Source organism: Terrabacter aeriphilus (assembly GCF_039542985.1).
Taxonomy (GTDB): Bacteria; Actinomycetota; Actinomycetes; order Actinomycetales; family Dermatophilaceae; genus Terrabacter; species Terrabacter aeriphilus.
The window spans coordinates 462,401-486,419 of record NZ_BAABIW010000006.1; the positions used below are offsets into that span (position 1 = coordinate 462,401).

The following is a 24,019-nucleotide window of genomic DNA, read 5'->3' on the forward strand; positions in this document are numbered from 1 at the left end:
CGTCTCCGCGTCAGTAGGTGAGGCCGTGGCCGAACGGGTAGAGGATCGTGCCGGGGTCACCCGCGGCCGGGATGTCGACGGGGAGGGTCGCCGTCGGCGAGGACGCCCCCGTGAGGATGCGGGCGGCGGCCTCGATCGCGACGGGGCTGTAGGAGTAGGTCGCGACGTAGGTCGGGGCGTCGGTGAAGTAGGCGATGTCGTAGGGATCGCGCACGGACACGACGACGACCGGCGTACCCGAGGCGAGCAGGGCCTTGACGAGCTTCTGCTGGCCGCCCTTCGGGTCGGTCACCGAGGTGTCCCAGGCCTTCATCGTCGTCACGACGACGAGGTCCTGGCCGGCTGCGGCCGCGACGGATCGCGACACGGTGGCGTCGGTCGGGGAGGTGCCGGTCTCGACGGTCGTCGTCGTCGCACCCTGCGCGCCGAGGGCGGCCGCGATCGTCGCGGTCGTCGTCGCGCCGTAGCCGGTGACGAGGACCTTCCTGCCCTTCGGGGCGAAGGGCAGCACGGCGTCGTCGTTCTTGACCACCGTGGTCGTGCGGTCGGTGACGGATGCCGCGGCCGCGAGGTTGCGCGGCGTGCCGACGCTCCGCGCGACCGCCCGCGGGTCGGCGAACGGGCGGGCGACCATGCCGCGGCGGTACTTGAGGTGGAGCACGCGCGCCACCTTCTCGTCGAGGGCCCGCGTGCTGAGGCGGCGCGTGCGCACGGCCTCGATGACGGCGGCATACGCGTCGTCCATCGCGGGCGTCATGAGCAGCTGGTCGACGCCGGCGAGGAGGGCCCGCACGGCGACCTCGGCGTCCCCGTAGAGGTCGCGGACGCCCTGCATGGCGAGGGAGTCGGTGATGATGACGCCCGTGTAGCCGAGCTCCTCGCGCAGCAGGCCGGTGAGGATGGGGTGGCTCAGCGTGGCCGGGTTGCCCGAGTCGTCGAGTGCCGGGAACGACAGGTGGGCCGTCATGATCATGTCGATCTGCTCGCGGATCGCGGCGCGGAACGGCGGGGCGTCGATCGTCTCCCACTGCTCACGCGTGTGCGTGATGACGGGGAAGGCCACGTGGCTGTCGGTCGCCGTGTCGCCGTGGCCGGGGAAGTGCTTCGCGGAGGAGGCGACCCCGCCGTCGCGCTGGTAGCCGGCGACCTGGGCGGCCGCGAGCTGCGCCGCGAGGTCGGGGCGTGAGGAGAATGACCGCGTGCCGATGACGGGGTTGAGCGGGTTGACGTTGACGTCGCAGTCGGGCGCGAAGTTCGTGTTGACGCCCATCGCGAGCAGCTCGCGCCCGGTGATGGCGGCGGCCGTGCGGGCGTCGGCGGCGCTGCGGCCGGCGCCGAGGGCCATCGACCCCGGGAACTGGGTGGCGGGCGGGCCGATGCGCGTGACGACGCCCTGCTCCTGGTCGGTCGAGATCGACAGCGGCACACGGACCTTGCTCCGCTGGGTGAGCGCCGCCCGCTGCAGGCCGTTGGACAGCCCGACGATCTGGTCGGGGTCGCGCACGCTGTCGGTCCAGGCGAAGTAGATGACGCCGCCGAGGTGGTACTTGCGCACGACCTCGGCCGGGCTCGCGACGCCGTAGAGCGGCAGGTTGCGGTCGTCGGGGGTCGTGGCGTCGGAGCCGTAGACGTTCTGGACGAACAGCTGGCCGACCTTCTCCTCCAACGTCATCCGTCGGAGCGTGGAGGTGACCCAGGCGTGCTCGCGACCCTTGGGGCCGTGCGAGCCCGGGTGGCCCGCGCTCCCGGCGTCGCCCCCGGTGGCGCTCGCGCCGGTCGCGGTCGCGCCCACCGCGGCCGCGGCGAGGCTGCCGGCCAGGACGGACCGGCGGGAGAGGTCGGACGTGGACATGGTGCCTCCAGGGATGTGAAGAATTCACGCATTGTGTCGTCCGAACGGAACTTACCTACGTACTCGGGCGTAGGCAACAGATAGCGCCCGCCGACCTTCCGGGCGACGGGGCGGTGCGAGCGGGCGGTGCGAGCGGGGGGTGCGACGGGGGTGGTGCGACGGCCGTCACCCCGCGGGAGGGGCGACCGCGCGTGACCTCACCAGCCGGCGAGCGACCTCACGGTCTGCACGGTGTCGATCTCCGTCACCGGCTTGTCGTCGCGGTAGCGCAGCACCCGGGCGAAGCGCAGCGCCATCCCCCCGGGGTAGCGGCTCGAGCGCTGCACGCCGTCGAAGGCGATCTCGACGACCTGCTCGGGCCGCAGCCGCACCACCCACTCGCTGCGGTCGACGGGGCCCTCGGCGAGCTCGGTGAAGCGCTCGGTCTGCCACGCGAGCATCTCGTCGGTCATCCCCTTGAACGTCTTGCCGAGCATGACGAGCTCGCCGGTGTCGGGGTCGCGGGCGCCGAGGTGGATGTTCGACAGCCAGCCGCTGCGCCGGCCGCTGCCCCACTCGACGGCGAGCACGACGAGGTCGAGGGTGTGGCGGGGCTTGACCTTGACCCACCCGGGCCCGCGGCGCCCGGCGGCATACGGCAGCTCGGGGTCCTTGACGACGACGCCCTCGTGCCCCGCGGCGACGAGGTCGGCGAAGAACGCCTGGGCGCGCTCGGGGTCGTCGGTGAGCTCGCGCGGCACGCGCCACGCGGCCGGCACCGTGGCCGCGAGCCGCTCCCAGCGGGTGCGCGCCGGTGCGTCGAGGAGGTCCTCGCCGTCGAGGTGGAGCAGGTCGAAGAAGAACGGCGTCAGCGGCACGTCCCGGCGCAGCGCGTCGACGTCGGCGCTGCTCGCCGTGCGGGCACCGGTCACCTGGAACGGCTGCGGTCGCCCGTCCGCGGCGAGCGCGATGACCTCGCCGTCGAGCACGAGCGTCTGCACGGGCAGCGCCGCGAGCGCCTCGGTGATCTCCGGCATCCGCTCGGTCACCTCCTCGAGCGTGCGGGTGAAGAGGCGCACGGTGCCCGGGGACGTGCGGTTGTCGACGTGCGCCTGCAGCCGGATGCCGTCGAGCTTGGTCTCGACGACCACCTCGCCGCCGAGCGCCGTGAGCGCGGCGGCGACGTCCGGCGCGGAGCCGGCCAGCATGGGCCGCAACGGCCGACCGACCTCGAGGGTCAGGGCCTCGAGGGCCTCCACCCCGCCGGCGAGGGCGGCCCGCGCGACGGGGCCGGCGAAGCCCGCGAGCATGACCGCGCGGCGCACGACGGCGTCGGGCACCCCGGCCGCCTTGGCGACCGCCTGGAGCATGACGCCGTCGCCCGCGCCCTGGCGGGTCTCACCCGTGATGAGGCCGCGCAGCCAGGTTTGCTCATCGGCCGTGGCGCGGGCGAAGAGGTCGCGCACGGCCGAGGCCCGGGCGGCCCCCGACCCCGGGCCCCCGATCGCCGCGATGGCGGTGGCCGCCGCATCGACCTCCTCGACGGTGAGCGTCGAGGTGTCGGCCGGGGGAGGGAGGTCGCGCAGGCCGCGCCAGCTGACGCCGATGCGGCGCTGCGGGAGCACGCCGGACAGGTGCGCCGTCACGACCTCGACGACGTCGGGCCCGCTGTCGGCCGCGCCGCGCAGGCAGTCGGCGAGGGCCTCGACCTTCGCGGTGCGCGAGGACGTGGCGGCGACGGAGTGCGAGGTGGCGACGACGTCCGCGAGCAGCATGCCTCCATCGTGCCCGCCCCCACCCACATCCCAACCGTTGAGAGGCCACCCATTGCGGGTGCGCCACCGTCGAGAGGCCACCCATTGCGGGTGCGCAACCGTCGAGCGGCCACCCTTTGCGGGTGCGCCATCGTCGAGAGGCCACCGTTTGTACGCCGCCGGACTAGATTCGCGACATGGCAGCCATCGTCGGTCGGGCCCGCGGTCTCGCACGCCGGGTCGGACTGGGCTCGGCGGCCGCGGTCGGTGCTCTCGTCGTCACGGTCAGAACCACTCCGTGGCCGTCGGCGCTGCTCATCCGGGCCGTCTTCGACCGCGGCGCGGCACGCGCGAGCGCCGCGCTGGAGAAGCACGTCCCCGGAGACCTCGTGGAGGTGGTCGACGAGGCCTACGACATCGCCTCGCCCGACGGGCGGCTCGACGTCTTCCGTCCGTCCCGACGCGAGCCCCTGCCCACCGTGGTGTGGGTGCACGGCGGCGCCTTCGTGTCCGGCTCGAAGAACGACGTCGCCAACTACCTTCGCGTCCTCGCCGGGCGGGGCTTCACGACGGTGGGGGTGGACTACTCCATCGCGCCCGGCGCGCGGTACCCGAGGCCCGTCGAGCAGGTGGCCGCGGCGCTCGACCACCTCGTCGACCACGCCGACCGGCTGGGCGTCGACCCGGGCCGCATCGTCCTGGCCGGTGACTCGGCCGGCGCGCAGATCGCGGCGCAGGTGGCGCTCGCCGTCACCGACACGGCATACGCCAGGGACGTCGGCATCGAGGTCGACCTGCCCTCGAGCTCCCTCAAGGGGCTCGTGCTCTTCTGCGGCGCCTTCGACCTCACGCTCGCCCACGGGTCGACGCGCCTCGGCAGCTGGCTCGTCGACACGGCCATCTGGTCCTACCTCGGTTCGAGCCGACGGCACGACGACCGGACGACGGAACAGGGATCGATTCCGGTCCACGTCACGCCGTCGTTCCCGCCCGCCTTCGTCTCGGCCGGCAACGGTGACCCGCTGCTGCCGCACACCTCCGCGCTCGTCGAGGCCCTCGATCGACACGGCGTCGACCACGACACGCTGCTCTTCGACGAGACGCACGAGCCGCGCCTCGGGCACGAGTTCCAGTTCGACATCGACAGCGCGGACGGGCGGCAGGCCCTCGACCGGGCCGTCGCGTTCGTCGAGCGCGTGACGGGCTGAGCCCGCGACCCGCAAAAGCTGGCCTCTCGACGGTGGGGGACCCACAAAGAGTGGCCTCTCGACGGTGGGGGACCCCCAAAGAGTGGCCTCTCGACGGTGGGGGGCACTTGACGGGGAGGAGGGTTTGCCGCAAGGTAAGCAAGCGCTTAGTCAACCGCGAGGAGCTGGCATGCCCGACACCGCCGTCGTCACCGGGGCCGCCCGGGGGATCGGCCGCGCCATCGCGACCCGACTGACCCGCGAGGGGTGGCAGGTCGTCGTCGCCGACCTCGACGCCGACGAGCTGCAGGCCGTCGCCGAGGAGACCGGGGCGCTCGCGGTGCCCGGCGACACGTCGACCGACGCGGGCGTGCGCCACCTCGTCGACACGGCCTACGCCCACCTCGGCCAGCTCGACGTCTTCTTCGCGAACGCCGGCATCGGCACCCTCAAGGGGCTCGACGCCGACGACGCCGAGTGGAGCCGGGCGCTCGAGACCAACGTCCTCGCGCACGTGCGCGCCGCGCGCCACCTCGTGCCGCGCTGGCTCGAGGCCGGTGGTGGGCGCCTCGTCGTCACCGCCTCGGCGGCCGGGCTGCTGACGATGCTCGGTGACGCGCCCTATGCGGTGACCAAGCACGGCGCCGTCGCGTTCGCCGAGTGGCTGAGCGCGACCTACCGGCACCGCGGCGTCGTCGTGCAGGCGATCTGCCCGCAGGGCGTGCAGACGCGCATGCTCGACGAGTCGGGCCCCTTGCGCGAGCTGCTGACCCGCGATGCCACGGTCAGCGCCGACGACGTCGCCGAGGCTGCGTGGCAGGCCCTGTCGACCGATGACTTCTTCGTCCTGCCCCACCCCGAGGTCCACGACTACGCCGTGCAGCGCGCCACCCACCCCGACGCCTGGCTCGCCGGCATGAACCGGCTCCAGCAGAAGCTCGACCACCAGACCGGCACCACCCACGAGGAGAACGCATGACCGAGCAGCCCACGTCCGACACGCCCACCCCGCGCACCGCGATCGTCACGGGAGCGGCGCGCGGCATCGGCGCCGCGGTCGCCAAGCGTCTGGCGTCCGACGGGTATGCCGTGGCCGTCCTCGACCTCGACGAGTCGGCCTGCGCCGCAGTCGTCTCCGAGATCGAGGCTGCGGGCGGCAAGGGCCTCGCCGTGGGCGTCGACGTCTCCGACGAGGCGGCCGTCCAGGCCGCCGTCGACCGAGTGGCCGCCGACCTCGGCGCCCCGACGGTGCTCGTCAACAACGCCGGCATCATCCGCGACAACATCCTCTTCAAGATGACCGCCGACGACTGGGACGCCGTCATGAACGTGCACCTGCGTGGCTCGTTCCTCATGACCCGCGCGACCCAGAAGCACATGATCGACGCGAAGTTCGGCCGCATCGTCAACCTCAGCTCCACCTCCGCCCTCGGCAACCGCGGCCAGGCGAACTACTCCGCCGCCAAGGCCGGCCTGCAGGGCTTCACGAAGACCCTCGCCATCGAGCTCGGCAAGTTCGGTGTCACGGCCAACGCCATCGCCCCGGGCTTCATCGCCACCGACATGACCCGGCAGACGGCCGAGCGCATGGGCATCACCTTCGAGCAGTTCCTCGAGGGCGCGGCCAAGGAGATCCCCGTCGCCCGCGTCGGACAGCCCGACGACATCGCGGCGACCGCCTCCTTCCTCGTGCGCGACGAGGCCGGCTTCGTCTCGGGCCAGGTCATCTACGTCGCCGGCGGGCCGAAGGACTGACGTGACCGACGACCGCCCCGAAACCCCCGGGTCGCAGGGCGATCCGCCCGGACTTCCCCTGGCTGACCTGCGGGCCTTCCTCGACCGAGCGGCGCCGGGCCTGCTCGACGGGCCGCTCGCCGGCCGGGTCGTCGCGGGCGGCAAGTCGAACCTCACCTACGAGGTGGGCGACGGCACGAGCACGGTCATCGTGCGGCGCCCACCGCTCGGCCACGTGCTCGCGACCGCGCACGACATGGTGCGCGAGCACCGCGTCATCACGGCCCTGCGCGAGACCGCGGTACCCGTCCCGAGGACGTATGCCGTCTGCGAGGACCCCGACGTCGTCGGGGCGCCGTTCTACGTCATGGAGCGCGTCGCCGGCACGCCGTTCCGCTTCGAGGCGCAGCTCGCGCCCCTCGGGGCGGAGCGGGTGCGGGCGATCAGCGAGCGCATGGTCGACACGCTCGTCGCGCTGCACGCCGTCGACCCCGCCGAGGTCGGCCTCGCCGACTTCGGGCGTCCCGAGAGCTTTCTCGAGCGCCAGGTGCGCCGCTGGAAGCAGCAGCTCGACGCCTCGCGCAGCCGCGACCTGCCGGGCATCGACGAGCTCCACGAGCGTCTCGCGGGTTCCGTTCCCGCACAGGGCGACCCGACGATCGTCCACGGCGACTTCCGCCTCGACAACCTGCTCGTCACGGCCGACGACGAGGTGTCGGCCGTGCTCGACTGGGAGATGGCGACGCTCGGCGACCCGCTCACCGACGTCGCGCTCCTCGAGGCCTACCAGCGGCTGCCGCTGCTCATGGACACCGTCGCCGTCTCCGACGTCTCGCGCGCGCCCGGTTTCATCAGCGGCCCCGAGCTGCGGCAGCGGTATGCCGGCGCGAGCGGCCGTGACCTCGGCCACCTCGCCTTCCACCTCGGCCTCGCCTACTTAAAGCTCGCCGTGATCCTCGAGGGCATCCACTACCGCCACACCCAGGGCCAGACGGTCGGCGGTGGGTTCGCCGGCATCGGCGAGGCGACCGTCCCCCTCGTCACGGCCGGCCTCGCCGCGCTCAAGGAGAGCTGACGTGGACTTCGGATTCGACGCCCGCACCGAGGAGCTGCGCCAGTCGCTGCTCGCCTTCATGGACGAGCGCATCGTGCCGTCGCTGCCGGTCTTCGACGAGCAGGTCTCGGTGCTGCCCGACCGGTGGGCCTGGAGCACCGCGCCCGTCCTGCAGGAGCTGCGGCAGGAGGCCCAGGGCCTCGGGCTGTGGAACGTCTTCCTGCCCGGCGAGCACGGCGCCGGCCTGACGAACCTCCAGTACGCCCCGCTCGCCGAGGTCACCGGGCGTTCGATCCGGCTCGCGCCCGCCGTCCTCAACTGCGCGGCCCCCGACACCGGCAACATGGAGGTGCTCGCCCAGTTCGGCACGGCCGAGCAGAAGGAGCGGTGGCTGGAGCCCTTGCTGCGTGGCGAGATCCGCTCCGCGTTCGCGATGACCGAGCCCGACGTGGCGAGCAGCGACGCGACGAACATCGGCACGAGCATCCGGCGCGACGGCGACGACTACGTCATCAACGGCCGCAAGTGGTGGATCACCGGTGCGATGAACCCCGAGTGCGAGGTCCTCATCGTCATGGGCAAGACCGACCCCGACGCCGACCGGCACCGCCAGCAGTCGATGGTCCTCGTGCCGCGCGACGCCCCCGGCGTCGAGGTCGTCCGCGGCATGGAGGTCTTCGGCTACGACGACCACGACCACGGCGGCCACGCCGAGCTGCGCCTCACCGACGTCCGGGTCCCCGCGAGCAACCTCATCGGCGAGGAGGGCACCGGCTTCGCCATCGCCCAGGCCCGCCTCGGCCCCGGCCGCATCCACCACTGCATGCGCTCGATCGGCCTCGCCGAGGTCGCCATCGAGGCCATGTGCCGCCGGGCGTCCGAACGCGTCGCCTTCGGTCGCCCGATCGCCGAGCAGGGCGTCGTGCGCGACTGGATCGCCGAGTCCCGCGTGCGCATCGAGCAGCTGCGCCTGCTCGTGCTCAAGACCGCCTGGCTGATGGACACCGTCGGCAACAAGGGCGCCCACACCGAGATCCAGGCGATCAAGATCGCCACGCCGAAGACCGTCGAGTGGATCCTCGACAAGGCCATCCAGACCCACGGCGCGGCCGGGCTCAGCCAGGACACCGAGCTCGCCGCCGCCTTCGCGGGCATCCGCACCCTGCGCTTCGCGGACGGCCCCGACGAGGTGCACAAGAACGCCCTCGCCAAGGCCGAGCTGCGCAGGTATGCCGCCCGCTGAGCCCGCCGGACGGCATACGCCCCCCAGCGCCTGACGCACGACCCACCCGACCGCACGACGAAGGGACCGACGATGGACTTCGACCTCAGCGCCGAGGAGCGCGAGATCCGCGACTGGGTGCGCACGTTCGTGCGCAAGGAGATCGTGCCGCTCGAGCCGCAGGTGCTCGAGCGTGAGCGGAGGGGCGAGCGTGGTCTGAGCGCCGAGGAGCTGAAGACCCTCCAGGACAAGGCGCGCTCGTCCGGCTTCTTCGGCATCCAGACGCCCGAGAGCCACGGCGGCATGGGCCAGGGCGCCGTCGTCGCGGCCCTCATCGAGATCGAGCTCGGCCGCTCGTTCGTGCCGTTCCGCTTCGCCGGCGAGGCCGACAACATCCTCTTCTCGGCCACCGAGGAGCAGCAGGAGACCTACCTCGGGCCCACGATCGAGGGCACCCGGCGCTCGTGCTTCGCCATCACCGAGCCCGGCGCCGGGTCCGACGCGCGCGCGATCCGCACGAGTGCTCGCCGCGAGGGCGACGAGTGGGTCATCAACGGCGAGAAGACCTTCATCACCGGCGGCCACGAGGCCGACTTCGTCATGGTCTTCGCCGTGACCGACAAGGCCAAGGGCGCCGACGGAGGCGTCACGTGCTTCCTCGTCGACCGCGACCGCGGCTGGACGAGCACCCCGATCGACACGATGGGGGAGTGGGGTCCGGCCGCGCTCGTCTTCGACGACGTCCGCGTGCCGCACTCGGCGATCCTCGGCGAGGAGGGCAAGGGCTTCGAGCTCGCCATGCGCTGGATCGGCAAGGGGCGCTACATGCTGCCGGCCCGCGCGCTCGGCTCGTGCGAGCGGCTCGTCGAGATGGGCATGGAGTGGGCCCGCAACCGCGTCACGTTCGGGGAGCCCATCGCGAACCGCCAGGCGATCCAGTGGATGGTCGCCGACTCGGCCGTCGAGATCGAGGCGCTGCGCTGGCTCGTGCTCACAGCCGCGTGGCAGGTCGACCGCGGCCTCGACTCGCGCCAGTCGCAGTCGATGGCCAAGCTCTACGGCGGGGTCAAGGCCAACGAGATCGTCGATCGCGTGCTCCAGATGCACGGCGGCATGGGCTACACCCGCGAGCTGCCCGTCGAGCGGTGGTACCGCGAGCTGCGCCTGCTGCGCATCTACGAGGGCACCGACGAGATCCAGCGTCGCACCATCGCCCGCAACCTGCTCAAGGGCCACGCGTCGGTGCGCGGGCACCTCGGCTGAGGCGGCAGATGGGGGGCCACCCTCGACACATGCGCCCGAAAAGTCCGTTTCACTGGGACGCGCGGGCCCGGGTGCGCCATCATGTCCGCATGCGGTCCCGCGCCTGGCTGCCGCAGCAGCCGACGCGTCGCGTCGGCCGAACGAGCCCGAAAGCAGCAGACGTGACCCCAGTGACCTCCCCCGGAGCCGTGATCGACCCCGGAGCAGCCCGATGACCGTGCCCGTGCTGGGGCGACCCCGGTGGTGGGTCAGCGCCTTCCTCGCGCACGTCGGCATCTTCGTGCTCGGTGCCACGGCCGTCCGCTTCGCCCCGCCCGGCTCGACCGTGGCGGTGTGGTGGCCGGCCGGTGGGTTGGCCGTCTCGTTCGCGCTCGCCACGGGGCGCAGCGCCCGCGCGTGGATCTTCATCGCCGGGGTGGTGGTCTCGAGCGGGCTCGCGAACGCGTATGCCGGCCGGCCGCCGCTCGTGGCCGCCTGCTTCGGCTTCGCGAACGCCGCCGAGACGGCCGTCGTCCACGGTCTGCTGACCCGGGAGCGCCGACGCCCCACCCTCGCCTCGATGGACGACCTCTGGCGCCTGCTCGCGGCGACCCTCGCCGGGGCCCTCGTCTTCGGGCTGCTCGCCGGGCTCACCGTGCGCCTCGGGCTGGGCGGTCCGTTCCTCGCCACGGTGTATGCCGTCGCCGCCTCCCACGCGGCCGCGGTCCTCGTCTTCGCCCCGCTCGGCATCGCCGCCCGCTCCGCCCGCGGCCGGCGGCCCAGCCTCGAGGCGGTCGTCCAGTGGGTCGGCGTCGTCGGCGTCACGGCTTGGGTCTTCGGGGCGGGCCAGAGCCTGCCGCTCGCGTTCCTGCCCATCCCGCTGCTCGTCTGGGGGGCGCTGCGGCTCAGCCTGCGCACCGTCGCGGTGCAGCTGCTCCTCGTCGGCGTGCTCGCCGTCGTCCTGACGAGCCTGGGCGGCGGACCGTTCGCCGGTGCCGCCACGCTGACCGGCATCCGGCCCGAGACCGTCGGGGCGCTGACGCAGGCCTTTCTCGCGACGGCGGCCGTCACGACCCTGGCGCTCGCCGTCGCCGCCACGCAGCGCCGCACGGCGCTCGGTGACCTCCGCAGCGAGGTCGAGCTCACCGGCGTCGTGCTCGACACCGCCGCGAGCCTCATCGTCGTCGTCGGGGGCGAGGGTCGCATCGAGCGGCTCAATGCCACCGCGGCCCGGCTCCTCGGCCGGCCGGAGCCGGCCCTGGTCGGCAGGCTCGCCGCCGACGTGTTCCCGGTCGCCGACCGCGAGGCGGTGGCGAGCCGCATGTCCCGGATCGCCGAGGGTGCCGTACCCCTGGGCGAGGAGCAGGACTGGCACGTCGAGGGCCTCGGGGTGCGCCGCATCGTCTGGACCAACTCCTACCTCACCGACGGGCAGGGGCGGCGCACGCACCTCGTCAAGACCGGCGTCGACGTGACCGACGAGCGGGCCTCCCGTGCGTTCATCGAGACCGTCCTCGAGGCGGCCACGGCGACCGTCATCGTAGGACTCGACCTCGAGGGGCGCATCACGCTGTTCAACCCCGGCGCGGAGAACGTGCTCGGCCACCGCGCCGAGGACGTCGTCGGCCACCACGACTGGACGTTGCTGCACGACTGGAGCCAGGTCGAGGGCCACGCAGCGGAGCTCGGCATCGAGCCGGGGCTCGACGTCCTCGTCCACCGCGTCCGGGAGGGCGCGAGCGCCGACACCCGCGACTGGGCCTACGTGCGCCGGGACGGGCAGCGTCGCACCGTCTCGCTGACGGTGAGCGGCATCCGCGGCGACGGCGGGCACCTCACCGGCTACCTCGCCGTCGGGGAGGACGTGACCCACCGGCGCCAGGCCGAGGTGGCCCTGCAGGTCGCCCTCGAGCGGGAGCGCCAGGCGGTCGAGGAGCTGACCGAGCTCGACCGCACGAAGTCCGACTTCGTGTCGTCGGTCAGCCACGAGCTGCGCACCCCGCTCGCCAGCGTGCTCGGCTACTCCGAGATGCTCGAGGACGGCGCGGCCGGCCCGCTCACCGACCGCCAGCTCGAGCTCGTGGCCCGGGTCGACCGGAACGGCCGCCGCCTGCTCTCGCTCATCGAGGACCTGCTCTTCAACTCTCGCATCGAGTCCGGCCGGCTCGACCTGGCGACCCTTCGCTGCGACCTGCGGCCGGTGCTGACGCAGGCCTGGCACGCCGTGGAGTCGGTGACGCAGGAGCGCGACCTGGCTCGCGAGCTCGACCTGCCGGCGAGCCCACTGTGGGTCGAGGGCGACCCGGCCGCGCTCGAGCGGATGGCCATGAACCTGCTGACGAACGCCGTGAAGTTCACCCCGGACGGCGGGCGCGTCGCGCTCGCGGCGCGGCGTGGCGACGGCGACGTCCGGCTCGTCGTCTCGGACTCCGGCATCGGCATCGAGCGCGCCGAGCACGAGCGGGTCTTCGCCCGCTTCTACCGCACGAGCGTCGCCAACGAGCGGGCCATCCAGGGTTCGGGGCTGGGCCTCTCCATCGTGCGGGCCATCGTCGAGGGCCACGGCGGCAGCGTGGACGTCGAGTCCGAGCCCGACGCGGGCGCGACCTTCACCGTGATCCTGCCCGCCGCCGATCTCGAGATGCGCGCAGACCCGACATCGGGTATGGATTCGGACGAACCGGCAACAAAGTCAAGATTTGCACCATATGGTGAGGTTCAGAATCAATCAGAGACCCGTGATGGGCCCGACTGAGGGAGCAAGGGTGCGCGAGGGGGAGCTCTGGGAGGTCCTCGCGCTGCGTCGACTCACCGAGCTGATGAACCGGGTCAGCGCCCAGGACGACCTCGACAGCCTCTTCTCGATGGTCGTCGACGGCGCTGCTGGCGTGGTCGGCTTCAAGGTCGCCGCGATCAGCCTCGTCGTGCCCTCGGGCGACGTCCAGATCGTGGCCGTGGCCGGTGACGACGACGCACGCACCGAGCTCATCGGACGCCGCACGACCCGGGCGAGCCTCGAGGCCGAGTTCGCGGTGGCGGAGCGGTGGGGCAGCCTGCGCTTCGTTCCGGCCGGTCAGCTGCCCGACGGCTCGGACGACGGATGGGTGAGCACGGACTGGACCGCGCCGACTCCTGCCGGGGACCCCCTGGCCTGGCACCCCGAAGACACCCTCATCGCGCCGTTCTTCGACGCCGTCGGCGACCTGCTCGGCATCCTGTCGGTCGACCTGCCGCTCAGTGGCCGGCGGCCTGACGCGACCCAGCGCGCCGTGCTCGAGCTCTTCGCGAACCAGACCGGTATCGCCATCTCGGCCGCCCGCGAGCGGCACGCCCTCTCGGAGCGCGTGCGCCTCGGCGAGGCCGTGCAGGCGGTCGCGCGCATCGCCCAGGAGGACCTCGACGTCAAGCGCGTCATCGACGTGGCGGCGGCCGAGATCGCCGCCGGTCTCGCCTCCTCGGGCCTGTGGCTGCGGGCGTTCGCCAGCGCCGACGACGACGAGCGCGAGAGCGTGTCGGCGCGCACCGGCGTGCCGGTCGAGACCCCGGTGTCGCTCGTGACCACCGCGCGCTCGATGGCGGCCCGGTGCTGGAAGGAGGGCGTCGTCGCCCTCGTGGACCGCCACCGCTCGATCCCGGACGCCCTCTGGTCGCAGCCCGACATCGACCGCGTCCGCGTCTTCCTCGCGGACGCCTCGGCCGGCTCGTTGCTGCTCGTGCCGATCGGCTCCGGGGCCAGCTGCTACGGCTACATCGCGTGCACCCGGGGCCCCGACGACGCCGAGTGGATCGAGGCCGAGACCCGGGCCGCGCTCGAGATGGGCCGCGACCTCGGGCGGTCGATCCGCAACGCACGCCTCTACGCGGTCGAGCGCCGGGTGGCCGCCGAGCTGCGCGAGGCCGACCGGAGCAAGACCCAGCTGTTCTCGACGGTCTCGCACGAGCTGAAGAACCCGCTCGCCTCGATCGTCGGGCACGTCGAGCTGCTGCGGCAGGACTCGGACGGCGAGGCCGAGTGGTCGCTCGGGGTCATCGCCCGCAACACCGAGCGCCTCCAGCACCTCGTCGACGACCTCCTCACCCTCTCGCGGGTCAGCGACCCCGACCGTCCGCTGCCCGAGGTGGAGGTCGACCTCGGCACGCTCTCGCGCGACGTCGTCGACATGTTCCGGCCGCGCGCCGACAACCAGCAGGTGAAGCTGCGCTTCGAGCAGGCCGTGCCGCTGCCGGCCGTGCGGGGCAGCGCGTCCGACCTCGAGCGCGTCGTGCAGAACCTCGTGAGCAACGCGGTGAAGTTCACCCCGCCCGGCGGCACGGTCGCCGTGTCCGTGGGTCGGGACGACGACCAGGTCGTGCTCGAGTGCATCGACGACGGCATCGGCATCTCGCCCGAGGACCAGGCGGGCCTCTTCACCGAGTTCTTCCGCGGCACCAACCCGGAGAGCCTCGCCGTGCCGGGCACCGGCCTCGGCCTCAGCATCGCCCAGCGCGTCGTGGCCCGCCACGGCGGCGAGATCGACCTCGACTCCGAGCTCGGTCGCGGCACGAGCGTGCGCCTGCTCCTCCCCGTCGCCTGACGCGGCTGACCCGGCACACGCCCCGGGCCCGAAGATCGTCGATCGGCTGACCTCGCGCGCGTTCGGCGCCATGCTGGAAGGCGGCGCATCGGAGCGGGTCACATCGACGGCCGACCGCTCGGCTCCGGCCGCCGCCCGAAGGAGGCCCGGCCATGCTCGTCGCCCACATCCGCCGCACGGGCTCGGCAGCGCTGCTGCTCGCCGGGGCGATGGCGGCGTGCGCCGGCTGCGACGCCGCGCCGCCCGTCGGCCCGGTGAGCCCGGGGCCCCTCGTCACCGGTCCCGTCGCCGAGCGCCCGATCGGCGACGCCGCGTCGAACGCAGCGGTGACGTCCGCGCGTCTCGTCGCCCTCGCACCCCTCACGACGGAGCTCGTGGGCTCCTGGGAGACCCAGCACTGGCTCGACTCGAGCGGGTCGCGGGCGATCGTGCGCACCTACACGTTCACGGCCGACGGTCGCTACGACTACCGCCTCGCGCGCTGCGAGTCGTCGACGAGCTGCGCGATCGAGGGGTCCGAACGGGGGATCGTGAGCGCGTCCGGCGGCGTCCTGACGCTGGTGCCCGCGACCACCTCCGGCGAGGGTCCGCGGTCGTTCCCGTATGCCGTCGGGCGCGACCCGAACGTCGGTGACCTGCAGCTGCACCTCCGGCTGCCCACGGGCGAGGACGACGTCTTCTACGCCGGCTGACTCAGGGCGCCGGCACCCGGCCGACCGTCACTGGGCGTGACCGAACATTGTGTCGAAGCCCGCCGCGTACGTGCGCACCACCGAGCGGTCGGCCACCTTGACGAGCGCCTCGTCGTTGCGCCGCAGGCTGGTCGCGTTGTAGTTGTGGCTCCCGGTCAGCACCCAGCTCGACCGCGCGCCGCCGCCGGCGTCGACGACGAGGAACTTGGAGTGGATGCGCCCGGGCAGGGCGGACGAGTCGAGGGTCCGGGTCTCGATCGACGGGTGCGCGGCGAAGGTGGCCGTGATGCCCGGCTCCAGGGGCCCGTGCACGACGCGGACCCGGCATCCGGCGTCGGCGAGCTCGCCCAGGCGCTCGGCGATCGCGATGCGGGTGTCGTCCCACTCGGACATGCCGACCCGGACGGTGCCGCCCCGGTGGCAGCGCACGCCCTGCAGCTCGCCGAGCACCGGGTCGCCCTCGACGACGGGGAAGAAGTAGGCCGTGACCGGCCCGCCGCGCATGCCCGTATGGACGGGCCCGCGGGTCCGGTCCGTGCGCTCCTCGGCCGCCAGCTCCTCGAAATAGCGCCCGTATGCCGCGTACAGCCGCTGGTTGCCGACCAGCGTCAGGGCGTTGTTCCAGTACGACCGCGAATTCACGTCGGTGAAGTTCGCCGAGGACTGGACGACGACATTCTTCGCGCGCCCGGTCTCGGAGAAGAGGTAGAACTTGTTGTGCATCCCCTTCGTGCCGAGGCAGGAGGAGGTGTTGCCCTCGGGTGAGACGTTGCTGCACACGTGCAGCCACGAGTCGGCGCCGGCGTCCTCGCCGAGGCCCTCTCTCAGGAGCTGCGCTGCGGGCGTCGTGTCCTGCCACCCGTCGAGGACGACCTGCACCCTCACACCGCGGTCGTGGGCGGCCACGACCTGCTGGGCGAAGTCGAGGCCGGCCGCCCCGCTCACGACGAAGTGGGCGATCCGGATCAGGGATCCGGAGGGTGCCTGCTTGACGAGGCTGCAGACCTGGCGGACCACGGCGGTCGGGTCGCCCTCTGCCGGGTTGTTGAGCACGGCTCCCGTGCGCACGGGTCCGGTGGGGGCGTCGCGGCACGGTTGGACGTCGGCGACCGCCGTCGCGGCCTGGGGGCCGACGAGGGCGAGGGGGGCGGCGGCGACCAGCGCAGCGAGGATGCGAAGACGAGGCACGTGAGCTCCAGAGAATGTCGTTGGCGTCAATGGCAAGCCGACGCTAAAGGACATCTCCTCCATTGACCACGTTCTTTGCGGACTCTTTGTGAAGAAAAGAAGAATGGCAGGTGATGAATGCCGTTCACGTGAATTCTCACGTGATTCTTCACGTGAATAGTGGGGCTTTCACGTGAATGTTCAGGGTCGGGGTCGCAGCCCGACCGTCCACATCACCGTGTTGCTGCTCGTGGCGTTCGTCGTCGCCGTCCGGGCGCCGTAGCTGCCGGCGCCCACCGTCGTGCCGGCGTCGACGAGCAGCGAGCCGAAGCGACCGGCGCCCGTGTCGGTGGAGGTGTCGCGCGTCGTGACGCCTGCGGGGGTCGTCCACGCGGTCGTGCCGGAGGACTTCTCGCCCCAGTAGGTGACCGGCCACGTCCCGCTCGTCGTCGCGACCGTGGGGCTCGTGTGCGTCGCGGTGTTCGCGTCACCCGCACGAGCGAGGGTGGTGGCGGTCAGCGCCGCGGTGTCGACGCCGGAGTAGGCGGCCACCGTCAGCACGCCCTTGGTGTAGGTCGTGGCGTCGACGCGCACGGGGCGGCCGGGGTCGCCGGCGACGACCGTCTTCTTCCAGAGCGTCGAGGTGACCGAGCCGGTCGTGACCGTGTCGACCTGCGTCCAGCCGGTGACGCCGGTGGGTGCGCCCCACGTCGCTGACGCGCCGCGGGTGAGCCACAGGAGCAGGGTGTCGCCCGGCCGGGCCGCCGCCGGCACCGTCGCGGACTTGAAGAGGGTGGCGCCCGGGGCCGAGTGCCCGGCGCCGACGAAGGCCACGGGGGTGACCGGCGCCGGTGCCGACGGGCGCGTGATGGTGTACGCGTCGGTGAACCCGGCTCCGCTCGTCGGGACGAACCGCGCCGAGAGGCGGTTCTCGTCGGCCGTCACGTCGAGGAAGCCCCACGTCGGGTTCGAGCCGTTGCCGGCATACGCGGAGAAGTAGTTGCGCTCGGCATCCGCCGGCCGCACGAGCTCGAGGGGGGTGCCGCCGGTACCGACCGTGGAGAAGACGGTGCCGCCACCCTGGGTGAAGGAGGAGTCGGAGTCGGCGATGCACGCGGCCGACGTCGTGCCGGGCACGAGGGCCGGGCAGCCCGCGGACAGGGACAGCTGCTTGGTGCGGTCGTAGACGTGGCTGTGACCGGTGAGGACGAGGTCGACCTTCTTGGAGACGAGCAGGTTGACGAGGTCGGCGCCGGGGTCGCAGGCGATGGACGTCATCGAGAAGCAGGGCTTGTGGAAGCCGACGACGATCCACCTCACCCCGGCGGCGCGGGCGCTGTCGATGGCGTTGGCGGTCCACGTGTAGCGCGCGCTGCCCCTGGCGTACGAGTACGTGCCGTCGGGGAACCGCAGGTTGGGCGAGATCATGATGACGCGCACCAGGGGAGCGGCCTGGGGGACGTCGGCGTACCACTGGCGGGCGTACGTGCCGACCATGCCGGGCAGGCGGTTGGGCAGGCACGCGGCGAAGGCGTCGATGCGCCCGTCGGTGCCGTTGCTCTCGTGGTTGCCGGCGACGAGCTGGAACGGGTAGCCCGCGCCGACCCGGCTCGTGACGAAGGTGCACCACGCCTGCTCCGTCGGCGTCATGCCGTAGGAGAGGTCGCCGAGGGCGAGGGTCAGCTGCGAGCCGGACGCGTGGATGCCGTCGAGCACCCCGGCCGTGTCGCTCGTCGCGGAGAAGTCACCGGCCGCGGTGAAGTGCACCGGCGTCGTCGCGGCCGCGGCGGTCGGCGCCGGGGCGGCGGGCGTGACGGCGGCGGCGAGCGCGAGGGCCGCCGCGGCAAGGACGGACACGACGCGAGCACGACCCATGATCTCCCCCTGGTGCCGGGCGTGGGCTGCCCTGGCGTGTCCGGAGGCTACGCCGGGAGCGGCCCGGAGGGAAGGGATGTCCGCAATGTCGGCGGCTGGGAACCCTTGTGCTGCATCGGATTTCCCATATGTCTGATACGCGTTCGGCAAGTGGTCAAAGAACCACGGGCTCCCGCCGAGCGGCGCCATACTGTGCCGGTCGGACGGGGACAGGGGGTCTTGCCGACCACCCCGACCGACGTGCGGCACGCATTCCGTGCCACGTCAGGGAGGACGTTGGGGATGGACATGAGCGATCGAGCGCGCAGCCGACGACGCAGGGTGGCCCTGGGCGCCACCGCCGCGGTGGTCGGCTCCCTGGTGGTGGCGGTGCCCAGCGCCTCCGCCGCCACACCCGGCGACGTCGTGATCAGCGAGATCATGTACGACCCGGTGTCCGACTACGACACCGATGAGTTCCTCGAGGTGGCCAACACGACGACGGCCACGGTCGACGTCTCGGGCTGGTGCTTCAGCGGCGTCACGCTCTGCCTCCCGGCCGGGACGACGATCGCCGGCAAGGGCTTCCTCACGGTCGCGCCGGACGCCGCACGGTTCCGCAGCCTCTACGGCTTCAGCCCGGCCGCCGTCTACACGGGCAAGCTCTCCAACGGGGGAGAGAAGCTGACGCTCAAGGACGCCGGCGGCGTCACCATCGACTCGATGACCTACAGCGACACGGGTGGCTGGGCCGTGACGCCCGACGGAGGGGGCAAGTCCCTCGAGCTGCGCGACCCGACGCTCGACCACAACGACCCGCTCAACTGGGCGGCGTCCACCGCGGCGGCCGGCCACACGGCCGGGGCCGCGAACTCCACGGCCCGCCAGGGTTTCAGCCCGCGCATCTCGGCGATGACGCCCACCCCGGCCGTGCCCAACGCCGGGCAGGCCGTGCAGGTCTCGGTCACGGTCACCGACGCCACGTCGATGACCCTCCGCTACCGCGTCGACTTCGGCGCCGAGCAGAGCGTCGCCCTGACGCCCGTCGGCGGTGACGTCTACAGCGGCACGATCCCGGGCGTCACCGCCGGGCACGTCATCCGCTACCGGGTCGTCGCGTCGAACGCCGTCGGGCAGAGCACCCTGCCCCGCACGGACGACACGATCGCCTACGAGGGCGTCATGCCGCCGACGGGCACCCAGAGCGCCATCCCGGTGCTCGAGTGGTTCATCCCGGATGCCGACTACACCGCGATCACGAGCCAGCCGACGGTCGACATCGTGCGCCCGGCCGTCATCGCCTACGGCGGCAAGGTCTACGACAACACGATGGTCAGCATCCGCGGCGCCATCTCGCAGACCTCGCCGAAGCCGAGCTGGAAGTTCGAGCTCGCGCACAGCCACCCGATCGACATGCCCGGCAAGCTCGTCGAGCCGGTCGACGAGTTCGCCATGAACGGGGACTGGAGCGACCACTCACGCGGGCGCCCGATCCTCGGCTGGGACGCCTACCAGCGAGCCGGAGTCGTCAACGCCCAGGTCTTCCCGATGCGCGCCCAGCGCAACAACCGGTTCCAGGGTCTCTACACCTACGTCGACCTCTTCGACGGCACGTGGCGCGACCGGGAGGGCTACAGCGACAAGGAGTTCTACAAGGCCTCGCACGACGCCTTCGACGAGTCGCGGGTGCTCGAGGACTACCGGATGGAGAAGAAGAACCCGAGCGACCCCAACTACGCCCCGATCCGCTCGTTCCTCAACGGCATCGAGCTGAGCGGCACCGCCCAGCGGGACTACGTCCTCGCCAACGTCGACATCCCGCAGATGCTCAACTACGCCGCGGTGACGGCGATCATCCAGAGCAGCGACGCGTCGAACAAGAACTGGTACAACAGCCAGGACCCGGCCACCGGGCGCTGGTCGATCATCCCGTGGGACCTCGACAAGACCTGGGGCAACACCTGCTGCGGCATCAACAGCACCTTCGTGACCCCGTCCGAGCCCGGGGACACCCCCAACCGGCTGATGGCCGCGGTGCTGTCGCAGCCGGAGTGGCGGGCGATGTACTTCCGGCGCCTGCGGACCCTCGTCGACGACATCCTCGCCCCGGGACGCCCCGAGGCGGTCTTCGACGCCAAGGTCGGGCCGGCGCAGCCCGAGTTCGCCCTCGACCTGCAGGCCTTCCCGAGCCAGCCGTGGATGGCGTACGGCACGCAGCGGACCAACCTGTTCGCCGCGATCAACGCCCGCCGCAACGTGTTCCGCACCGACGCGCGGGTGCCCGCCGCCCAGGGCGCGAACCCGAACGTCGTGATCAGCGAGATCCAGCACAGCCCGACCGCAGGTGGCGCCGCCGAGTTCCTCGAGCTCTACAACCCGTCGGCGACCGAGGCCGTCGACCTCTCGGGGTGGAGCATCGCGGACGGGGTCACGCTCACCGTGCAGCCCGGCACCGTCATCCTGCCCAAGGGCACGATGACGTTCGTCGCCGACGACCCGACGTTCCGCACGACCTACAGCCCGCGCGTCTTCGTGGGTGGCCGGTTCAGCGGTGGGCTGTCGGCGGGGGAGACCCTGACGCTCAAGCGCGCCGACGGCTCGACCGCCGACGCCGTGACGTACGGGGGCCCGGGCTGGCCGGTCTCGACGGACGGCAGCTCGCTCGAGCTGAACGACCCGCTCGCCGACAACGACAACGGCGCCAGCTGGCGGCTCTCCACCGGCAGCGGCACGCCGGGCGTCGCCAACTTCACCGCGGGCGGCACGAACCGCGCTCCGGTGGCGGCGTTCTCGTCCACGGTGTCGGGCTCGACGGCGGCGTTCGACAGCTCCGGCTCGAACGACCCGGACGGCACGATCACCTCGTACGCGTGGGACTTCGGTGACGGCTCCTCCGGCACCGGGGCGTCGCCGAGCCACCCGTATGCCGCGGCCGGCACCTACACGGTGCGGCTCACGGTGACCGACGACGCGGGCGCCACCGGGGTCGTCACGCACCCGGTCACCATCGCGTCGGTGCCGACCTCACCGCTCGCCTTCGTCGGGGCGGCGCACTCCGCCCCGGGGGCCACCCTCTTCAAGTCGGCGGTCGTGCCGGCGGCGGCGAGGCCCGGCGACACGATGCTGCTCTGGCTCACCCGCGGCACCGCCGCGAGCTGGGGCTCCCCGACCGGTGTCACCGGGTGGACCCAGGTCGACAGCTTCACCACGGCGGGCGTGACGTCCACGCTGTGGAAGAGGACCGTGGCGACGGGCGACGCCGGCCGCACCGTCCGGGTCGACGCGACGGCATACGCCAAGGCGGTGCTCAGCCTCGGCGTGTGGTCCGGTGTCGACGGGTCGGCGCTGACGGCGGCGTCGCTGGCGCGCTCCGGTGACGCGAACACGGCCACCCACACGAGCCCGACGGTGACCGCCGCCGCGGGGTCGTGGGCCGTGACGTACTGGGCCGACAAGTCGTCGGCGACCACCGCGTGGACGGCGCCGGCAGGCACCTCCTCGCGCGACTCGTCGGCCGACACGGGCTCGGGCCGGTTCGGCTCGCTGCTCGTCGACTCCGGGGCCGCGGTCTCGGGTGGCTACGGCGGCCGCACGGCGACGACGAACGCGACGAGCAGCAACACGGCGATGTGGACCGTGGCCCTGACGCCGGCGCCCTGACGTCGAGGGGAACTGACGAAGCCGCAGCCCAGAGTCCTCTGGGCTGCGGCTTCGTCAATGCTGTGGCCAGGGGCGGGGTCGAACCGCCGACCTTCCGATTTTCAGTCGGACGCTCGTACCAACTGAGCTACCTGGCCGGGACAACGAGTGGAACTATAGCCGACCCGCTGCCCCTTCCTGCAAACCGTCCGGCGTCACGCGGACGGGCCCTTGGTGCGCACGTCGGCGACGTGCGACATCGCCTCGCGCAGCTCGCCGAGCCAGTCGCTCTCGTGCTGGCCGACGAGCTTGACGCACCACGCCAGCGCCTCGGCCCGTGAGCGCGCGACCCCGGCGTCGACGAGCGTGTCGAGGACGAGCCGCTCCGGCTGGCGCAGCCGCGTCATCGACGGGGCCGCGACGTGCGTGAACAGCTCGGTGCGGTCGCCGATGCGCACGGCCCAGGAGACCTTGCGGTCGAAGCGGTGCTCCGCCTCGCGGGCGATCTCGATCCGACGGCTGCGGGTCTCCTCGCGGAAGGCCTTGGCGCGGCCGGCGCGGGCCTCGGCCCGCTCCGCGTCGCCGGAGCCGTCGGGCAGGTCGACGTCGTGGACCGTCAGCACGACGGTGATCTCCTCGCGGTCGACGGTGATCTCGGGTGGCGTGCTGCGCCACTCCTCGGGCAGGCGGCCGACGAACCAGCCGCGCACCCGCTCCAGTGCTTCATTCGTAATGATGTAATCAAGATTACGCCGTCACGGACAGAGGTCAACGCGTTCTGCCGTGAGCGTGGGGACGGACGCCGCCGGGTGGTGGAGGGGGAGGGGTGCAGGCGGCGTCCGTCCGGGGACGAGCCGACCCGGGCCGGGTGGGAGGACGCGGCCCGGGCCGGCCCGGGCTCACCGCCTCCGGGCGCGGATGGTGTAGCTGCCCGTGCCGGTCGGCGCGTAGTGGCGCACCTGCGCCACGTAGCGCCCGGGCGTCAGGCTCGAGCGGACCCGGGGGTTGACTCCGTAGCCGCTGTCGTCGTCCTCGGCGACGAGGGTGGTGTCGCTGTCGGGCCCGAAGACGGTGAGGAAGACGTCGGTCGAGCCCCGCGTGGTCACCTCGTAGAGACCGTCCTCGGCGACCTCGAAGGCGTAGAGGTCCTCCTCGCCGGTAGCGCCGATCGACCCCTTGACCTTGGGCCCGTCCACGACGAGCTCCGTCGCGTCGGCCGGGCCGGTCGGCCCGGTGGTCGACCGGGGGTACATCGACGCCCCGGAGACGAACGCCTTGTCGAGCGTGGACAGCACGTCGTTGGCGTGCGTCGCGACCCCGTTGGTGGTCCACGACGCCGGGAAGGAGTAGAGCATGATCGAGTCGGGGTCGAAGGCGGTGCCCTTGATCTGGTCCAGCGCGTACTTCATGAAGACGTTGTGGCGCACCTTGGCCTCGTCCCAGAAGTTCGGCGGGCCGGCGAGCGCGCGGATCACCACGGGCTCGTTCCACTGGATGCCGCCCGCCGGGTTCGAGTGCTCGTGCGCGAGCCCGATGGCGTGCCCGAACTCGTGGCCTGCCGTGCCACCGTCGAGGAAGCCGAGGTTCATCGTGGCCTCGTTCGCCGGGATGCTCGTGTTGTCGGTGCCGACGTACGACCAGGCGCCGTCGTTGGGGTCGAAGGAGATCCGGATGTCGGCGTCGGGGTGGTCGCCGAAGTCGAAGGTGAGGTTGCACGCCGCGGACCACCACGCCGCCTGCTCGCGGGCCGTGGCCTGCTCGGCCGCGGAGCCGGCGAGGAAGCGGACCTTGAGGGTCGTGCCGTTCATCCACGCCTTGCCGATCGGCGAGATGGCGCGATCCGTGCCGTCAGGCCCCCGCTGGCGCCGGTGGGGGCGCATCAGGTCCCTCGGCAGGATCCGGTCGAAGCAGACGTGCGGTGCATCCGTCATGGCGCCACCCCTTCAGTCGCTGGGGCCCGGGCCGTCACCCGTGCCCGCCTTCCATCGTCCTCGCCGGAGGCGCCGCGCACAGGAGAACGCCGGATGCCGTCCGGTGGCGCCGGGTGCCCCCGGCGCGGGGTCCGACGC

The 24,019-nt window shown here is 72.5% G+C and carries 16 protein-coding genes and 1 tRNA gene; 10 read left to right on the forward strand and 7 right to left on the reverse strand.

What is annotated here, in order from left to right:
• Nucleotides 1-10: 10 nt before the first annotated feature.
• Nucleotides 11-1,852 (reverse strand): glycoside hydrolase family 3 protein, encoded by a 1,842-nt coding sequence (locus ABD979_RS04410; RefSeq protein ID WP_345506228.1) that lies wholly within the window; start codon nt 1,850-1,852, stop codon nt 11-13.
• Nucleotides 1,853-2,049: 197 nt separating this feature from the next.
• Nucleotides 2,050-3,606, reverse strand: coding sequence for an ATP-dependent DNA ligase (locus tag ABD979_RS04415; RefSeq protein WP_345506229.1), 1,557 nt, complete (start codon nt 3,604-3,606; stop codon nt 2,050-2,052).
• A gap of 176 nt (nt 3,607-3,782) precedes the next feature.
• On the opposite strand from ABD979_RS04415, the gene ABD979_RS04420 reads away from it, so the two are divergent.
• The 9 genes from ABD979_RS04420 to ABD979_RS04460 all read left to right on the forward strand — a co-directional run bounded on the left by ABD979_RS04420 (nt 3,783) and on the right by ABD979_RS04460 (nt 15,290).
• On the forward strand, nt 3,783-4,793 hold the full coding sequence (locus ABD979_RS04420; RefSeq protein ID WP_345506230.1) for an alpha/beta hydrolase: 1,011 nt from the start codon (nt 3,783-3,785) through the stop codon (nt 4,791-4,793).
• Between the two features lie 169 nt (nt 4,794-4,962).
• A complete protein-coding gene (locus ABD979_RS04425; protein WP_345506231.1) occupies nt 4,963-5,751 on the forward strand; it encodes an SDR family oxidoreductase in 789 nt (262 codons plus the stop codon).
• Nucleotides 5,748-6,527 carry a 3-oxoacyl-ACP reductase FabG gene (fabG, locus tag ABD979_RS04430; RefSeq protein ID WP_345506232.1) on the forward strand — a complete coding sequence of 260 codons (780 nt, stop codon included), beginning with the start codon at nt 5,748-5,750 and terminating at the stop codon, nt 6,525-6,527. Before ABD979_RS04425 ends, fabG begins: the two co-directional genes overlap by 4 nt.
• 1 nt (nt 6,528) lies before the next feature.
• Nucleotides 6,529-7,581 carry a phosphotransferase family protein gene (locus ABD979_RS04435; RefSeq protein WP_345506233.1) on the forward strand — a complete coding sequence of 351 codons (1,053 nt, stop codon included), beginning with the start codon at nt 6,529-6,531 and terminating at the stop codon, nt 7,579-7,581.
• Between the two features lies 1 nt (nt 7,582).
• Nucleotides 7,583-8,803 carry an acyl-CoA dehydrogenase family protein gene (locus tag ABD979_RS04440; RefSeq protein WP_345506234.1) on the forward strand — a complete coding sequence of 407 codons (1,221 nt, stop codon included), beginning with the start codon at nt 7,583-7,585 and terminating at the stop codon, nt 8,801-8,803.
• Between the two features lie 72 nt (nt 8,804-8,875).
• Nucleotides 8,876-10,045, forward strand: a complete 1,170-nt coding sequence (locus ABD979_RS04445; protein WP_345506235.1) for an acyl-CoA dehydrogenase family protein — start codon at nt 8,876-8,878, stop codon at nt 10,043-10,045.
• A 211-nt stretch (nt 10,046-10,256) separates the two neighbouring features.
• Nucleotides 10,257-12,779, forward strand: a complete 2,523-nt coding sequence (locus ABD979_RS04450) for an ATP-binding protein (protein WP_345506236.1) — start codon at nt 10,257-10,259, stop codon at nt 12,777-12,779.
• 10 nt (nt 12,780-12,789) lie between these two features.
• Nucleotides 12,790-14,598 (forward strand): sensor histidine kinase, encoded by a 1,809-nt coding sequence (locus ABD979_RS04455; protein WP_345506237.1) that lies wholly within the window; start codon nt 12,790-12,792, stop codon nt 14,596-14,598.
• Nucleotides 14,599-14,750: 152 nt separating this feature from the next.
• Nucleotides 14,751-15,290 carry a hypothetical protein gene (locus ABD979_RS04460; protein ID WP_345506238.1) on the forward strand — a complete coding sequence of 180 codons (540 nt, stop codon included), beginning with the start codon at nt 14,751-14,753 and terminating at the stop codon, nt 15,288-15,290.
• Between the two features lie 27 nt (nt 15,291-15,317).
• Here ABD979_RS04460 and ABD979_RS04465 read toward each other — a convergent pair whose 3' ends face one another.
• Nucleotides 15,318-16,478, reverse strand: coding sequence for a phospholipase D-like domain-containing protein (locus ABD979_RS04465; protein WP_345506239.1), 1,161 nt, complete (start codon nt 16,476-16,478; stop codon nt 15,318-15,320).
• A gap of 180 nt (nt 16,479-16,658) precedes the next feature.
• Nucleotides 16,659-18,332, reverse strand: coding sequence for a metallophosphoesterase (locus tag ABD979_RS04470; RefSeq protein ID WP_345506240.1), 1,674 nt, complete (start codon nt 18,330-18,332; stop codon nt 16,659-16,661).
• 288 nt (nt 18,333-18,620) lie between these two features.
• On the opposite strand from ABD979_RS04470, the gene ABD979_RS04475 reads away from it, so the two are divergent.
• Nucleotides 18,621-21,971: a lamin tail domain-containing protein gene (locus ABD979_RS04475; protein ID WP_345506241.1), complete on the forward strand. Its 3,351-nt coding sequence runs from the start codon at nt 18,621-18,623 to the stop codon at nt 21,969-21,971.
• A 63-nt stretch (nt 21,972-22,034) separates the two neighbouring features.
• Here the strand turns inward: ABD979_RS04475 and ABD979_RS04480 are convergent.
• The 3 genes from ABD979_RS04480 to ABD979_RS04490 all read right to left on the reverse strand — a co-directional run bounded on the left by ABD979_RS04480 (nt 22,035) and on the right by ABD979_RS04490 (nt 23,881).
• Nucleotides 22,035-22,108, reverse strand: a tRNA-Phe gene (locus tag ABD979_RS04480).
• A 57-nt stretch (nt 22,109-22,165) separates the two neighbouring features.
• The gene (locus ABD979_RS04485) at nt 22,166-22,660 is read right to left on the reverse strand and encodes a hypothetical protein (RefSeq protein ID WP_345506242.1); all 495 of its coding nucleotides are present in this window, start codon (nt 22,658-22,660) and stop codon (nt 22,166-22,168) included.
• 189 nt (nt 22,661-22,849) lie between these two features.
• Nucleotides 22,850-23,881 carry a M12 family metallopeptidase gene (locus ABD979_RS04490; RefSeq protein ID WP_345506243.1) on the reverse strand — a complete coding sequence of 344 codons (1,032 nt, stop codon included), beginning with the start codon at nt 23,879-23,881 and terminating at the stop codon, nt 22,850-22,852.
• Between the last annotated feature and the right edge of the window lie 138 nt (nt 23,882-24,019).

Coding starts and splice junctions, on each gene's coding strand:
- ABD979_RS04445 (WP_345506235.1), top strand. CDS start 8,876: ATGGACTTCGACCTCAGCGCCGAGGAGCGCGAGATCCGCGACTGGGTG.
- ABD979_RS04415 (WP_345506229.1), bottom strand. CDS start 3,606: ATGCTGCTCGCGGACGTCGTCGCCACCTCGCACTCCGTCGCCGCCACG.
- ABD979_RS04410 (WP_345506228.1), bottom strand. CDS start 1,852: ATGTCCACGTCCGACCTCTCCCGCCGGTCCGTCCTGGCCGGCAGCCTC.
- ABD979_RS04470 (WP_345506240.1), bottom strand. CDS start 18,332: ATGGGTCGTGCTCGCGTCGTGTCCGTCCTTGCCGCGGCGGCCCTCGCG.
- ABD979_RS04420 (WP_345506230.1), top strand. CDS start 3,783: ATGGCAGCCATCGTCGGTCGGGCCCGCGGTCTCGCACGCCGGGTCGGA.
- ABD979_RS04460 (WP_345506238.1), top strand. CDS start 14,751: ATGCTCGTCGCCCACATCCGCCGCACGGGCTCGGCAGCGCTGCTGCTC.
- ABD979_RS04490 (WP_345506243.1), bottom strand. CDS start 23,881: ATGACGGATGCACCGCACGTCTGCTTCGACCGGATCCTGCCGAGGGAC.
- ABD979_RS04450 (WP_345506236.1), top strand. CDS start 10,257: ATGACCGTGCCCGTGCTGGGGCGACCCCGGTGGTGGGTCAGCGCCTTC.
- fabG (WP_345506232.1), top strand. CDS start 5,748: ATGACCGAGCAGCCCACGTCCGACACGCCCACCCCGCGCACCGCGATC.
- ABD979_RS04475 (WP_345506241.1), top strand. CDS start 18,621: ATGAGCGATCGAGCGCGCAGCCGACGACGCAGGGTGGCCCTGGGCGCC.
- ABD979_RS04425 (WP_345506231.1), top strand. CDS start 4,963: ATGCCCGACACCGCCGTCGTCACCGGGGCCGCCCGGGGGATCGGCCGC.